We start from the raw sequence: 13,487 nt of genomic DNA, 5'->3' as shown, positions 1-13,487 counted from the left end.
CAGAATTTCGGCATTATAGCGGTAAGTTAGTTTCTTGTCAGCAAGTGGTGCTTGCGAATACCTAATAAAATCAACATTATCCCATAAACAATCACAGCTAAGGCGATAAGCCAACCCAGCCAATGCACGCGCATCATAAAACTCATTGCAGCCCATTCGTTAATCGCCGGAACGTAATACCATACGGCAGCCCCCATAGCGAGTGCGGCAAATAAAACTTTCGCAAAAAAGACCGCACTTTTGCGTGAGAAACGATACACATCCGTTTTCGCCAAACCGCGATAAAGCAGATAAGCGTTAAGTGTCGCCGACATTGCAGAAGCAATCGCTAACCCGACATAACTAAAGGGAATCGCCAAAGCATTAAATCCCATATTACTCACCATCGCGATAATCCCTATTTTCACCGGTGTTTTCGTATCTTGGCGGGCGTAATAACCGTTTGCGAGAATTTTAATCAACATAAAACTCAATAAACCCGCATTGAACGCCCATAAAGAATAAGCTGCCGAATGCACATCATTTAGGGTGAAACTGCCGCGCATAAACAAAGTAAGTAACATCGGTTTCGCTAACACTGCAATGCCAACCGCAGCCGGCACGCCGAGTAATAAAATCATACGCACCCCCCAATCCATTGTGTTTCGGAAATTCAACGCACTTTGCGCGGAATCTTCTTCACGATTAACGTGATGACGGGCAAGTGTCGGTAAAATAACCGTGGAAATGGCAATACCGAACAAACCGAGAGGAAATTCAAGTAAGCGATCAGAATAATAAAGCCAACTGATAGATCCTGTCATAAGAAAACTGGCAATCACTGTATCCAGCAATAAATTGATTTGGCTTACCGATACACCGAACAATGCCGGAATCATCAGCTTACGGATTTTCACCACGCCTTCATCGTGCCAAGCCCATTTGGGTTTCACCAATAGCCCGGCTTTTTTCATAAAGGGAATTTGAAACAAAAATTGCAATAACCCGCCAATAAAAATACCGATAGCAAGGGCAAGATCGGGATTATCCATTTGCGGCGCAAGGAAAAGTGCGGTCGCAATCATCGCAATATTTAACAACACGGGAGAGAAAGACATCACACCGAATTTACCGAGCGTATTCAATACCGCCCCGGATAACGCCACAAAGGTAACAAACCATAAATAAGGGAAAGTGATTTTGAGCAATAATGAGGCTTGTTCAAACTTATGTGCATCAGGGCCATCATTTAACCAATCGGTAAACCAGCCCATTCCAAATAATGCGGCAACAACGGGCGAGCCCAACATTGCAAGAATCGTCACAATACTCACCAAACCGCCTAATGTGCCCGAAACTTTACCAATAAACTCACGGGTTTTATCAATATCACCTGATTTGCGATATTCAGCCAATACGGGAACAAAAGCTTGAGAAAATGCCCCCTCGGCAAATAAACGGCGCAGAAAATTAGGGATGCGATTGGCAAATAAAAAGACATCTGCCGCCGCTCCGGCACCGATAAGATGAGCGATAACCACATCACGGACTAAACCCAATATACGTGATAATAAGGTCATACTGCTGACAATCACACCCGATTTCAAAAGTCGTTTACTCAAAATACTGTTCTCTTGGCTGAAAAATTTTGCCTAATTGTATAGAAATTTTGTTTTTACGCTATATTCCGCCAAAAAAAACTGATAAAATCCGCCCCACATCGTTTGTGTGAGCCCCTATTGAAAGCGCTTGTGAAAATAACGATGCTTACTTTCGGTTGTGTCTCACCGAAATCAACACAAATATTCCATTGACAAAAGTATAAAAAATCGGCATATTGACGCCCTTTATTTTGTCTATCAATTAACAGAAATTTTAGGAGTTTGACCTTGGCTAATATCAAGTCAGCAAAAAAACGTGCGATCCAATCTGAAAAACGTCGCCAACACAACGCAAGCCAACGCTCTATGATGCGTACTTACATCAAAAAAGTATATGCTCAAGTAGCAGCAGGTGAAAAAGCAGCAGCCGAAGCAGCATTCATTGAAATGCAAAAAGTTGTTGACCGTATGGCATCTAAAGGCTTAATCCACGCTAACAAAGCAGCCAACCATAAATCTAAATTAGCTGCACAAATCAAAAAATTAGCGTAATAAAAACAGCTTGAAAAAAACCGCACTTCAAAGGTGCGGTTTTTTATTATAGCCAGCCAAAGTCTGGCTATAATCATTGTAGGGTGCGTTAGGCGAAGCCGTAACGCACCGCAATGAAATTGATTGATGAATTAATAGAAAGGTGCGTTACGGCTTCGCCTAACGCACCCTACCCCTACATAATTCCCCAAATTTCAACCGCACTTATTTCTAACCTTCCTGTATTGAACTCGGTTTACGGCGTTTGCCGATATTTTTTGTATCTTTATGGCGCAATTTTGTCTTTTTCTTCGTTTCGGCTTTTTTCTTTTCTTCACGTTTTTCTTTAATTCGTGCTTTTTGTTTTTTACTGACGGATTTTACTTCGCCGTCTTTTGGTGGTTTAGTGCGAGGTTCTAATCCCTCTAAAATACGTGCTTTTAAAATTTCTTCCGTATAACGTTTGATTTTGCCGAGTAATTTATAATCGTGCGCTTCCACAAAAGAAACCGCCGTGCCTTTTTTGCCGGCACGGGCAGTACGTCCGATACGGTGCAAATAAGTATCTGCGCTATATGGTAGGTCAAAATTCAACACGTGGGTAATATCATCAATATCAATGCCACGTGCCGCAACATCCGTTGCCACCAATACCGTTACAACACCTGATTTAAGTTTATCAATGGCGTTATTGCGCTGAGTTTGCGCCATTTCACCTTCCAAATAAGTGGAACGAATACCACGCTTTCGCAAGGTTTCTGAAAGTTCTCGAGCCTCTTCACGGCGGCGTACAAAAACAATTCCTCGGCTTACCTCTTCCGTTTCAATAAAACGGGCAAGCAATTTAATTTTGTGTTCTTTACTGTCTGCGTGGTAATACCATTGATTGATCTTCTTGCGTTCACGGCGACTTGGTTCAGACTCTATTTTGACCGGATCATTTAACAAACGCTTGGTAAAATCGATCAATAATTCGCCCTCAAGAGTGGCTGAGAAAAGCAAAGTTTGTTTGCGCCAACGGGTTTCCGCTGCAATTTTTTCCGCATCTTGTCCAAAGCCCATTTGTAACATTCTATCCGCTTCGTCAAAGATCAAAATCTCCACCGAACGACAATCAAAGTTTTCTTCTTGAATGTATTGCAATAAACGCCCCGGTGTTGCCACAACAAGATCTTGATTGGTATTGAATACTTCACCGTGATTCTGGTACGCTACGCCACCTGTGATTGTTGCAATCTTCAAATGGGTAAATTGCGACAATTCCTCCGCTTGTTCCGCAACTTGGATTGCCAGTTCACGCGTTGGTGTCAGTATTAAAATACGCGGCGGCCCGGGTTTACGGCGGGGAGTATCTAACAAATGTTGTAATGCCGGCAATAAAAACGCTGCGGTTTTCCCCGTGCCGGTCGGTGCGGAACCCAACACATCACGCTCTTCCATTGCTGCCGGAATAGCTCCAAGTTGGATGGCTGTCGGGCGGGAATAGCCTTTTTTATCTAGGGCTTTGAGAAGTTCGGGGGAAAGATCGAATTGTTCAAATCGGGATAAATTCATTATTATGCGGTTCTTTGTTAAGATTGGCGCGGATTATACCCGAAAAGCCGCCTAAAGTGCGGTCAATTTACGAAATATTTTATGAGCAGTTTCACCTTTAAACAATTTCATATCAATCAACAACAATGTGCGATGAAAGTCGGCACCGACGGTATTTTGCTCGGCGCTTGGGCAGAGATATCCCAGTGCAAAAAAATCTTAGATATGGGCTGTGGAACAGGACTATTGGCATTAATGTTAGCGCAACGCAGTACGCCGGATTGCCGCATTTATGCCGTAGAATTGGATACATTTTCCGCACAACAAGCACAAGAAAACATTGAACGTTCACCTTGGCAAACACGTATTAAATTAGTACAAGATGATGTCTTGCGTTTTTTGCGAACAACGCAGGAAACCTTTGATCTCATTGTGGCAAATCCGCCTTACTTTAAACAAGGTGTCGCCTGTAAAAATGAAGAACGGAAACTAGCGCGTTATACCCAACAAAGTCATTCGGAATGGCTTCGGTGTGCGGAATCTCGGTTATCGGAACAAGGCAAAATCAGTTTTGTGTTGCCTTATGAGGCTGCAAAAACACTGGTAAAATCCACCGCACTTTATTGCATTAAACAAACGGAAATCATCACTAAAATCGGCAAAACACCGCAACGAATGCTTATCACGTTTGCCAAACAGCCTTTGCTTTTAGAGAGAGATCATCTTGCCATTTACGATGAAAACGACCGATACACAGTGGAATTTATCGCGTTAACCAAAGAGTTTTACCTAAAATTTTAACGAAAAAGGCGAGCCCAAAAGTTCGCCTTTTCTACACTATAGTGATATTATGCACCAGTTGCACAAAACAGAGTAGGGTGTGTTAGCCAAAGGCGTAACGTACCGTTAAATCCAAGTTTGGTGCGTTACGGCAAGCCTAACGCACCCTACGGAATCTTTTTTAAGTGCGGTTAGTTTTCAGTCTGTTTTGATAACTTCGTCCAGTTGTAATAACCGTAAATAGAGTTCAACAAATACGCCGAATACATTAAATACATTGCCGGTGTTTCTGCCCAAAGCGCGATGGAAAGAATATTTAATGCAATCCATAGCAACCATTGTTCGCGGTAACGTAATATCATCAATAACTGCGCGCTCACCGTTATCACGGTAGTTAAGCCGTCCAAACCCGTTGAGCTTCCACCTGCGGCTTGCAAGGCTTGTACGAATAGCAATGTGCCGATAGTTATCGTTACCAGTAAAACGCCCCAGCCTTTTAGCGTTAAAGCTTTTGCCATTACACTTTCGCCGCCATTGTCATTTTGCATGTTATTTTTCCACATAAAATAACCGATAAACTGCGCCGGCAAATAGACATAAAGCACGGTATTCATTTCGCCTAAGAAATTTGCCCCCCAAGCCACATAAAAATAGGTATAAGCAAAAATTAAACCGAAGAAATAGTTACTGATTTTTCCTTTACTCACCAGCACCACGCACAAAATACCGGCAATACCGGAAACCATTGCCAACCAAGAATCCGGTGCCTGCGTATATACCCAAATTTGCGCAATGATAAAAGCTGCAAGCCAAATAATTTCAAAAGGCTTCCAGCCTAATAGAAATTCGCGCTTAAGACGTTCAGACCAATCCATAATTTACTCCGTGAGATGAAAATTTGTGCCATTTTCACACCGCACTTTTTTAAAGTAAAGGAGTGATTCGTAAGAATCCCGTAATTATGAAGTAGATCACGTTTTTTCATTGCTTTCCCTTTCAATCGGACTAAAATAGCCGCCCGAATTTTAATAAATGGAAAAACAATATGATGCCTTTTGCCCTTGGTCAGCGTTGGTTAAGTGAAAGTGAAAATAATCTTGGATTAGGTATAGTTACCGATTTTGATGCCCGCACGGTGAGCCTTCACTTCCCTGCGGCGGATGAAACCCGTATTTACTCAATAACACAAGCACCACTTACACGTATTCAATTTAACAAGGGCGAAATGCTGACGCATAAAGCAGGTTGGCAAGGGAAAATCGTCGATATTCAAACCCTAAAAAACCTAAATTTTTACTTGGTAGAAAACCCGCAAGGCGAGCAAGTGGTCGTGCAAGAAAAGGATATTTCCCCCCTTATTTCGTTCAGTTCGGCAAAAGATCGTCTTTTTTCCGCACAATTGGATCGCAGCCATCATTTTGCGCTACGTTATCGCACGCTGAAACATCAACAGGCACAATTTCAATCGCCACTCCGTGGGTTACGCGGTATTCGCGCAGGTCTAATTCCTCATCAATTGCATATCGCCGCCGAAGTGGGTAAGCGTGTGAATCCTCGTGTGCTACTTGCCGATGAAGTAGGATTAGGAAAAACCATTGAAGCCGGAATGATTCTACAAAATCAATTGTTCGCCGAGAAAGTGCAACGCGTCCTTATTCTCGTGCCTGAAAGCTTGCAACATCAATGGTTAGTTGAAATGTTACGCCGCTTTAACTTACATTTTTCATTATTTGATGAAGAACGTTGCGCCGATTTCGTGACCACCGGAGAAAATCCCTTTGCTTCGGAATCCTTGATAATTTGTGCGTTAGATTGGTTGGTCAATTCACCAAAACGTGCAGAGCAAGCCCTTGCCGCCGGTTTTGATTGTTTGATTGTAGATGAAGCTCATCATCTTGTTTGGAACGAAAATGCACCGAGCCACGCTTATTTATTGGTGGAACGACTTGCGCAGACTATTCCTTCCGTATTATTGCTCACGGCGACTCCTGAACAGTTAGGGCAAGAAAGCCACTTCGCCCGTTTACGATTGCTCGATCCCGAACGTTTTTTCGATTATGCGACATTCCAAAAAGAGCAACAAAATTATCAACCTGTTGCGGATGCAGTGCAATCGTTGCTGGCGGATAAATCGTTAAGTGCGGTTGAAAAAAACCATATTTCCGATTTATTAAGCGAACAAGACGTAGAACCGCTGTTCCGAGCCATTGATTCCCATAATGAAGAAGAGCAGCAATCTGCCCGTCAAGAACTCATTCAAAACCTTATCGATCGGCACGGCACCAGTCGTGTGTTGTTTCGCAACACCCGTCAAGGCGTAAAAGGTTTTCCACATCGTATTTATCATCAAATTACACTTACAGTGGAAAGCGAAAACCAAGCGCAAGATAGCAAAATGCAATGGCTGCTGAATTTCCTTAAAACACAACGTGATGAAAAAATTTTCGTCATTTGCCAAAGCGCGCAAACGGCAATGAGGTTAGAGCAACTTCTGCGTGAAAAAGAGGCGATTCGTGCGGCGGTATTCCATGAAAAAATGTCAATTATCGAGCGTGATCGTGCCGCTGCCTACTTTGCCGATATGGCGCAAGGGGCACAGGTGTTACTGAGTTCCGGTATCGGTTCAGAGGGGCGTAACTTCCAATTTGCCAATACCTTGGTGTTATTTGATTTACCGCATAATCCTGATTTATTAGAGCAATGTATCGGGCGTCTGGATCGTATCGGTCAAGCCCGTGATGTACAAATTTATGTTCCTTGTGTGGCAAACTCCGCCGATTATGCGCTGGCGCGTTGGTATCACGAAGGTTTAAATGCCTTTGAACAAACCTGCCCGATGGGGATGACGTTATTTGAACATTTTGCCGAACCGCTACAAAAAGTACGGTCAAATTTAACCGCACTTTCTGAGATAAATACACTCATTACAGAAACAAAGAAAGCACGGGAAAGACTAAAGCGGGAATTGGAACAAGGTCGTGATCGGTTGTTAGAACTCAATTCTAACGGCGGCGAACAGGCACAACAACTGGCGCAAGAAATCGCGGCACAAGATAACGAAGTCGAATTAGTGAATTTTGCGCTGGATTTATTCGATATTATCGGCGTAGAACAAGATGATCTCGGCGAAAATAGCCTTGTCATCACTCCTACCGGCACAATGCTTGTACCGGATTTTCCGGGGCTGAAAGAAGAGGGCGTTACGGTAACCTTTGATCGCAATCTTGCCCTTGCTCGTGAGGAATTAGAATTTTTAACTTGGGATCACCCGATGATCCGTCAAGGTATTGATCTCATTGCCTCGGGCGATATCGGCAAAGCAGCAATGGCATTACTCATCAACAAGCAATTACCGGCAGGCACTTTGTTATTAGAGCTCGTTTATGTCGTGGAAACGCAATCACCAAAAGGATTACAGCTAAACCGTTTCTTACCTCCGACACCTATTCGCCTTTTGCTTGATAACAAAGGCAACAACATAGCTGAACAGGTCGCCTTTGAAACCTTACAAAGTAAACTCAAACCGCTCGGCAAAGATGTGGCGAATAAAATGATCAAAATGGCACGTCCGACCTTGGAGCAATTATTGGTGATGGGAGAAAAGAAAGTACAATCTCTTGCACAAACCACAATTTCCGAAGCGCAACGTTCGGCCGATTACGCATTAAGTGCCGAACTCAACCGACTACAAGCCTTACAAGCCGTCAATAAAAACATTCGTCAAAGCGAAATTGATATTTTGGAAGCTCAACGAGCTCAATCGCTACAAGAACTTTCCAAAGCGACATGGCGATTGGATAGCCTACGTGTCATTATCACCAATAAGGAATAATTATGGCATTAATTGAATACAATCCCCCGATAACGCCTTATTTGGATCTTATTTATCAAGACAACTATATTTGTGTGGTGAATAAACCGAGCGGCTTACTTTCCGTGCCGGGTAATCAGCCTCAATATTACGACAGTGCAATGAGTCGGGTAAAAGAAAAATTCGGTTTCTGCGAACCGGCACACCGCCTTGATATGGCAACCAGCGGGATTATTTTATTTGCCTTGAGCAAAGCCGCCGATAAAGAACTTAAACGCCAATTTCGTGAACGTGAACCGAAAAAGCATTATCAAGCCCTCGTGTGGGGACATTTGGCACAAAACAGCGGTGAAGTCGATTTGCCGATGATTTGCGATTGGGAAAACCGCCCTCGTCAGCGTTTAGACTTTGTATCCGGCAAAAGAGCGGTCACAAAATTTGACGTTTTAGAACGCCTCCCGAATAACAGCACGCGTGTAAAACTCACCCCAATCACCGGACGCTCCCACCAACTTCGCTTGCATATGCTGGCACTGGGACACCCGATTTTAGGTGATAAATTTTATGCACATCCTCAAGCAAAACTTATGGCGCCACGCCTTTGTTTACACGCCGAAGAACTTAGTATCACGCACCCAATAACCGGTGCGCCCATCACATTTCACGCAAATGTAGATTTTTAGTAAAAAGTGCGGTGAATTTTTGGTATTATGTAGCACTTGCACAAATCATCGTAGCTGTGGATAACGTTGTGTTGTTTGTTGCGAGTTTATCAGAGTTTTAATATACAAGGGTGCTGTTAGGCGAAGCCGTAACGCACCGTAATGAAATTTATTGACAAAAAAGGGGCGTTACGCCTACGGCTAACACACCCTACCTCAAAATATTGAATATAAAATTTTCTTTATGCAACTGCATTATCGACATTTTTATACCCTGTTCTTTTCCTACAGAAATTCAATCACTGTCTGAACCTTTCATGCCTTTTTAGCATGCTGTAGATAATACAAATAAAGTGGTGGATACTCACTCCAGTGTTTTGCAAGATTGGAACAAAGTCGTCTTTATCGGTAAAAGTTTGCATATTAGGTTCAAAAATACGCCCAATGCCTAGCCGTTTTTCTGTACGTTCAAGTAATTTTAATGATTGACTGGCAGAGGGTACGGCAATTTGTAATTTACGCTCTACCTCAGAAATACTGCTTTGACATTAAGCTACCCATAGTAAGCATTATACTGTTGCATTGTTAGCTTTTACCTAAAACTCACTTTTTCCACCCCATACGGAATGGTTTAAAAATATTTTCAAAGAGGATTGCTACTATCCGGATCTCGACGAATATGAAATTCGCGATTTGCCCCAAAAATGAGCGCAGCGGGTATTACTGAAGTGATAAAGGCATAAAATAAGAGATAGTTTCAATCATGGCTCAAACTTACTAATATTTCGCCTAATTCATACTCAAAGGAACTTATTTCTCTGTCATACTATCGTCATATTTACCATATATTCTCTTTATAGAATTAAGTAAAAGGGAAAATGTATGAAAAGCAAACAGTATTTAACTATATTGAGTTTAACCTTAGGTATGACAAGCATTGTTCAAGCCGCTTTTGAGGTACCTGCCGAGCTATCCGGACATGCTGTATTACCAGCAAATTCCGTTGTTTCGGTGCCGAATAATACACCAAATGATTTAAAAACGTCTGGGAAATATACAACATTTAAACGGATAGAAAAATTACAATCAGTGCAAGGAAAATCGAAGGATCGCGAAACAGGTCATTTTTTACCAATTCAAAATCAACCCCGACAAGGACACTCAGGAATCAAAGTTGTCGGCAAAGATACAGTATGGCTCCTTACAGATAACGGATTTGGCAGTAAAGCAAATTCAGCCGATTCAATGCTTTACTTAAACCAATACAAAATTGACTGGTCACAAGGGCAATTTAAACCGATTAAAACTGTCTTTTTATCCGATCCGGACAAAAAAGTACCGTTTCGTATTACCCACGAAGATACTAAGGAAAGATATTTAACCGGAGCAGATTTCGATACAGAAAGCTTTCAAATCATCGATGATAATATTTGGATTGGCGATGAATTTGGCCCTTACCTAATTAAAGCAAATTTAGACGGGAAAATATTATCCGTATTTGAAAGTGAAGTTGACGGAATAAAAATTCAGTCTCCCGACAACAGTCGGGTTGGCTCGCCAAGTACACCAAACGGACATTATAAAAATGTTAATTTAAAACGTTCGAAAGGTTATGAAGGAATGGCTGCCTCACCTGACAATAAATATCTTTACCCATTATTAGAAGGCCCTTTATGGAATGAAAATAAACAAAGTTGGGAAACCATAGATGGTAAAGTTTCACTACGTATTTTAGAGTTTGATGTTGATAAACAAAAATGGACGGGACGTTATTGGTTTTACCCTTTAGAAAATGAGCATAACGCTATCGGCGATTTCAATATGATTGATGCTAAAAACGGTTTAATTATTGAACGGGATAACGGGGAAGGAACGCTTGATAAAGCCTGCAGAAACCTTACAGACACAACACATTGTTTTTCCGATCCGGCAAAATTTAAACGTATTTATAAGGTAACGTTTTCTGATAACAATGTTGGCAAGGCTGTGAAAAAAATTGCTTACATTGATTTACTCAAAATTGCCGATCCAAATAAAATCAGTCTTAAACCATTAACCGGAGAAAAATTAGCATTTCCGTTTTTTACTATTGAAAACGTAGATATTGTGGATAATGAGCATATTATTGTGGGTAACGATAATAATTTTCCATTTTCATCAAGCCGTGAGCCTAATCGTCAGGATGATAACGAATTAATTTTACTGAAAGTACCGGCATTACTTAACGCTAAGTAATAACAGATCTCAACTAAACTAACCGTACCTTGGCATTCTACTAAAAATAAAAGTGCGGTTATTTTTTTGACGGTTTTATTGGTCTTCCTTAAAAAAAACGTATTACGCTCAAGGCTCAATTTTTAGGAGATAAAAAGGTACACCAAAAATCTGAAATGCGGGCAAATCTTGTTACAGTGGAAGTAAAACCGGAAGATAATGCGAAATTTAAAGCCATTATTACAGCGGAAATGACATAATCCTTAAAACGGGAAGAAAGTGTTATTGCGAATGCGGAGGCGACAGAAGAAAGCCCCAATAAATGGTTTTCTTTGAAATTTACGCTAATGGTGCGGCTTATGAAAATCACCGCAAAACGCCCCACTTTAAAGATTACATTCAATAAACAGGCAGTATATTGAAAGCGAAAGATAAAGATTATGTAGAAATTCAACCGACGTTTTTAGAAAATCAGGGCGAATTGCATTTTACCCAACCCTAAAAGCTAAAGTGAATTAGTCCCCCAAATAAACCGAAATACGCCGTCTTACAAAATGATGGGAAGTATTTCCGGTATTATGTATCAGTTGCCCAAATAGAATTTTATATTCAATATTTATCGGGAGGTAGGGTGCGTTAGCTTTGCGTAACGCACCATTAAACTTTGTTAATGATGCGTTACGGCTTCGCCTAACAGCCCCTACAAAGATTTGTGCAAGTGCTACATAATAGCGAGTATTTCGGTTTATTTCACCACAAAGCCTATCACCCCGTTCTCATTCGTATTGTTTCTAAAGTATCGTCAATTAATAACTGTCCGTTAAAAAACACCGTACGTAATTGATTCTCTTGTCCATTTAAGGCTTGTTGAGGGATCGTTTGCCATTGATTTTGCCGTTTAACCAAGGCGAGCAACCCTTTTTTGGAACGCTTCGCCTGACCGGTAATCGGATCTTTATAAACATCTTGCCATTTACCTGCGATATTCACCGCGCTTGCTTTCATCGCCCAACTCATCGTGTCTCGGTTTACCTGTTGTAATAATCCCCCACCCATTCCGAAATTCACATTATCAACGCTAAATCCGTGAGCGATTATTGATTCTAGAATCGGCGCGATTGAATTACAATTAATCCCGTCTCCTTGAATAAGTCGTATATAATCAGGCAACACCCGATAACCTTTGCTATTCAGCGTTGAACCGAATTTACGCGCTAAAATATCTAATGAGCGGCATATCACTTCGGCAGGATCGCCGCTATCCGGGCGTATAACCAAAGTTCCTCCTCGTTCTTTTATTTTATCTTTAAGCCGCTCCCCCCAAATATGCTCCAGTGCATACCAAAGATCATAACTATCCGAAACAACCGCATAAATTTTATCTTTACCGGCAAATTGATTTAACATATTTTCATAGGCATCAATTTCTCTTTCTTTGCCCCATGAAGTTATGGTGCTATGTTCTGCGGCTGGAATAGAAAAAGCCGGCATTTGCTCCACGTTGTACCAACGGCGGGCTGCAACTAATGCCGAAACACTGTCCGTTCCCATAAAATTAACCAAATGAGCCAAACCGCCTAAAGCAACCGTTTCTAAACTAGATGCCCCTCTCGCGCCGAAATCATGCAATTTAAATAATAAGTTATCTAAATTATCGGCAGATTTTTCAAGTGCTTGCTTGATCTGCCGTTTACAGAAATAAGAAATACTTGCAACCGTGGAGGGATACCAAATTGCACGTAATAATGCGGTTTCCAGATAACCCGTCAGCCAAAAGAATTCAGGATCGGTGTTAACAATCTGGCAAACCACATTGCCTACCGGTAATACCGTCCCTTCAGGAACAGCTTCTATTTTTAACGGTAAAAATCCTTGATATTTCTCAATTAAACGCTGCCAACCAAGACGATTAAACGGCAACCCGTGTAGTTTTAAAACAATTTCCGCTTCTTCAATATCCTGTTGGGTAACGGGAGTTAACAAATACTCTTTGATAAAGGCTTGTAAACCAAAAAAAACGACATCAAACTCTCCGCTACGCGCCTCAACATAATAAGAGACATATTCCGTATTAGGTGGGTATTGCAACCAATGAGATGCCTTATAACTGTCAACATTTAAGATAAGATTTAAAAAATTAGATGTGTACATTCCATTTAGCTCATTTAAAAATTAAAAGGGCTAAAGTAGATTAGCCCTAAATTTCACAGGGTTTTAAGCTGTCATTTTCGTGTCCCAAAGTTAAACCGAAATTCACATTCTTTCAAGAATAATGGAAAGATTTTTCAGTAAATGGGACTTTATTTCTTTGATTTAGAAATAAAGTCTATTTCCGCCTCACAAATTTTCCCTATTCCCTTGCATTATCTCTTCCTT

Annotated in this window: 10 protein-coding genes; 6 read left to right on the top strand and 4 right to left on the bottom strand. The window is 41.3% G+C overall.

What is annotated here, in order from left to right:
- Positions 1-26: 26 nt before the first annotated feature.
- On the bottom strand, positions 27-1,601 hold the full coding sequence (gene murJ, locus HEMROJRC1_RS07970; protein ID WP_226692414.1) for a murein biosynthesis integral membrane protein MurJ: 1,575 nt from the start codon (positions 1,599-1,601) through the stop codon (positions 27-29).
- 267 nt (positions 1,602-1,868) lie between these two features.
- Between murJ and rpsT the strand changes: the two genes are divergently transcribed.
- On the top strand, positions 1,869-2,132 hold the full coding sequence (gene rpsT / locus HEMROJRC1_RS07965; protein ID WP_226692413.1) for a 30S ribosomal protein S20: 264 nt from the start codon (positions 1,869-1,871) through the stop codon (positions 2,130-2,132).
- Between the two features lie 210 nt (positions 2,133-2,342).
- On the opposite strand, the gene srmB is transcribed toward rpsT, so the two are convergent.
- A complete protein-coding gene (gene srmB, locus HEMROJRC1_RS07960; RefSeq protein ID WP_226692412.1) occupies positions 2,343-3,665 on the bottom strand; it encodes an ATP-dependent RNA helicase SrmB in 1,323 nt (440 codons plus the stop codon).
- A gap of 81 nt (positions 3,666-3,746) precedes the next feature.
- Here srmB and HEMROJRC1_RS07955 point away from each other — a divergent pair, with 81 nt between their 5' ends.
- Positions 3,747-4,445 (top strand): tRNA1(Val) (adenine(37)-N6)-methyltransferase, encoded by a 699-nt coding sequence (locus HEMROJRC1_RS07955; protein ID WP_226692411.1) that lies wholly within the window; start codon positions 3,747-3,749, stop codon positions 4,443-4,445.
- 170 nt (positions 4,446-4,615) lie between these two features.
- On the opposite strand, the gene pnuC is transcribed toward HEMROJRC1_RS07955, so the two are convergent.
- Positions 4,616-5,299: a nicotinamide riboside transporter PnuC gene (gene pnuC / locus HEMROJRC1_RS07950; RefSeq protein ID WP_226692410.1), complete on the bottom strand. Its 684-nt coding sequence runs from the start codon at positions 5,297-5,299 to the stop codon at positions 4,616-4,618.
- Positions 5,300-5,472: 173 nt separating this feature from the next.
- Here pnuC and rapA point away from each other — a divergent pair, with 173 nt between their 5' ends.
- The 4 genes from rapA to HEMROJRC1_RS07930 all read left to right on the top strand — a co-directional run bounded on the left by rapA (position 5,473) and on the right by HEMROJRC1_RS07930 (position 11,517).
- Complete coding sequence (gene rapA / locus HEMROJRC1_RS07945) at positions 5,473-8,256, top strand: RNA polymerase-associated protein RapA (RefSeq protein ID WP_226692958.1); 2,784 nt, start codon at positions 5,473-5,475, stop codon at positions 8,254-8,256.
- A gap of 2 nt (positions 8,257-8,258) precedes the next feature.
- Positions 8,259-8,918 (top strand): bifunctional tRNA pseudouridine(32) synthase/23S rRNA pseudouridine(746) synthase RluA, encoded by a 660-nt coding sequence (rluA, locus tag HEMROJRC1_RS07940; protein WP_226692409.1) that lies wholly within the window; start codon positions 8,259-8,261, stop codon positions 8,916-8,918.
- An 861-nt stretch (positions 8,919-9,779) separates the two neighbouring features.
- Positions 9,780-11,132, top strand: a complete 1,353-nt coding sequence (locus HEMROJRC1_RS07935; protein WP_226692408.1) for an esterase-like activity of phytase family protein — start codon at positions 9,780-9,782, stop codon at positions 11,130-11,132.
- Between the two features lie 301 nt (positions 11,133-11,433).
- The gene (locus HEMROJRC1_RS07930; RefSeq protein ID WP_226692957.1) at positions 11,434-11,517 is read left to right on the top strand and encodes a putative quinol monooxygenase; all 84 of its coding nucleotides are present in this window, start codon (positions 11,434-11,436) and stop codon (positions 11,515-11,517) included.
- A gap of 359 nt (positions 11,518-11,876) precedes the next feature.
- Here the strand turns inward: HEMROJRC1_RS07930 and HEMROJRC1_RS07925 are convergent, their stop codons facing one another.
- Positions 11,877-13,262 (bottom strand): nicotinate phosphoribosyltransferase, encoded by a 1,386-nt coding sequence (locus tag HEMROJRC1_RS07925; RefSeq protein ID WP_226692407.1) that lies wholly within the window; start codon positions 13,260-13,262, stop codon positions 11,877-11,879.
- Between the last annotated feature and the right edge of the window lie 225 nt (positions 13,263-13,487).

The sequence above is a fragment of the Rodentibacter sp. JRC1 genome (genome assembly GCF_020521555.1).
Classification (GTDB): domain Bacteria; phylum Pseudomonadota; class Gammaproteobacteria; order Enterobacterales; family Pasteurellaceae; genus Rodentibacter; species Rodentibacter abscessus.
Note: the sequence above shows the minus strand (reverse complement) of the source record. Positions and strands in the feature narration are given on the sequence as shown.

Coding starts and splice junctions, on each gene's coding strand:
- srmB (WP_226692412.1), bottom strand. CDS start 3,665: ATGAATTTATCCCGATTTGAACAATTCGATCTTTCCCCCGAACTTCTC.
- HEMROJRC1_RS07955 (WP_226692411.1), top strand. CDS start 3,747: ATGAGCAGTTTCACCTTTAAACAATTTCATATCAATCAACAACAATGT.
- pnuC (WP_226692410.1), bottom strand. CDS start 5,299: ATGGATTGGTCTGAACGTCTTAAGCGCGAATTTCTATTAGGCTGGAAG.
- rapA (WP_226692958.1), top strand. CDS start 5,473: ATGCCTTTTGCCCTTGGTCAGCGTTGGTTAAGTGAAAGTGAAAATAAT.
- rluA (WP_226692409.1), top strand. CDS start 8,259: ATGGCATTAATTGAATACAATCCCCCGATAACGCCTTATTTGGATCTT.
- HEMROJRC1_RS07935 (WP_226692408.1), top strand. CDS start 9,780: ATGAAAAGCAAACAGTATTTAACTATATTGAGTTTAACCTTAGGTATG.
- HEMROJRC1_RS07930 (WP_226692957.1), top strand. CDS start 11,434: ATGGTTTTCTTTGAAATTTACGCTAATGGTGCGGCTTATGAAAATCAC.
- HEMROJRC1_RS07925 (WP_226692407.1), bottom strand. CDS start 13,262: ATGTACACATCTAATTTTTTAAATCTTATCTTAAATGTTGACAGTTAT.